This window comes from uncultured Campylobacter sp., from assembly GCF_937997465.1.
In the GTDB taxonomy this organism is placed as follows: domain Bacteria; phylum Campylobacterota; class Campylobacteria; order Campylobacterales; family Campylobacteraceae; genus Campylobacter_A.
Window position 1 is genome coordinate 1 of the sequence record NZ_CALKTQ010000147.1, and the last position, 1,130, is coordinate 1,130.

Consider the following 1,130-nt stretch of genomic DNA (forward strand, 5'->3'; position numbering starts at 1 on the left):
TGTTTAGGTTGTCATATTCTGGCATCATCTCCACAAACTCAAACCTTCTTCTAAGTGCCGTATCCATAAGAGCTATGCTGCGATCCGCTGTATTCATCGTGCCTATTATGTATAAATTTGACGGCACTCCAAATTTCTCTTTTGAATATGGTAGCTCGACCATTATCTCGTTATCTGCGCCGAGCCTTTTTGACGGCTCTATAAGAGTTATGAGCTCACCAAAAATTTTAGAGATATTTCCGCGGTTGATCTCGTCGATAAAGATGGCATATTTTGGTGTGTTTTCATTAAAAAACTTTTGTCGCTCATCTTTTGGTAAATCGCAAAAATCCCTAAGTTTGCCTTTGTAATCACTAAGAAGCAAGGCGTTTTCGCAGCACTGATAAAAAATGCCTTTTGATATCTCATAAGTTATATCGCCATCTTCGTTTTCGCTATCAAATACGGGCTTTATACCCTCAACAAATTCCTCATATCCATAGCTTTGGTGAAATGTTATAAATTTAAAATTCTCTTTAGTGTAGCCCGTGCCTACTTTTTGTTCTTTTATCTCTTTGTATTTTTCATAAAGTTTCATAGCCTTAGGACACTCATTTTCAAGAGTTTCTTTATCTACTACTCTCCACTCGCTTTTATTGTTTTTTTCAAAAATGAAAGGCTCTGTTCTTTTGAATTTTACGTTTTCACAATCTAACATAGCATGAGCTTGTAAATCTCTAGAAACAGTTTGTTTTGGATCCTTAGAATTTGCTTTCAACGCTCGCATTTTAAACAAATCATGGCTTACTATATCGTTATCGTTTTTCGTATATTTAAGTTTAAGCCAACCGCCATTAATTTTTGACATAGCTGCATCATACAAGATGGCTGCAGCCACTTGAAACCAAGTGTAGTTTTCTATTTTTAACATTTCATATAGCGCGTCAGTATCATCGCTTGATTTTACATTGAGATTCTGAGTAAATTTATCCATGATTTTTGAAAGTTTATAGGTTTTTCCGGTTCCTGGAGGGCCATATAAAATTTGATTTAGTGGAAAATTTGCTTGTTTCTTTTGTATTTCATCGCTTGTTGTTGGCATTGTCTCTCCCTTGCCTTTTTTAAATTCTATATATTTATTTACTGCTGAA

The 1,130-nt window shown here is 34.9% G+C and carries 1 protein-coding gene; it reads right to left on the reverse strand.

Going from position 1 to position 1,130, the window contains the following annotated elements:
* Positions 1–1,081: AAA family ATPase (locus tag Q0546_RS04555; RefSeq protein ID WP_298790920.1), on the reverse strand; the 1,081-nt coding region annotated here is incomplete at its 3' end.
* Positions 1,082–1,130 lie beyond the last annotated feature (49 nt).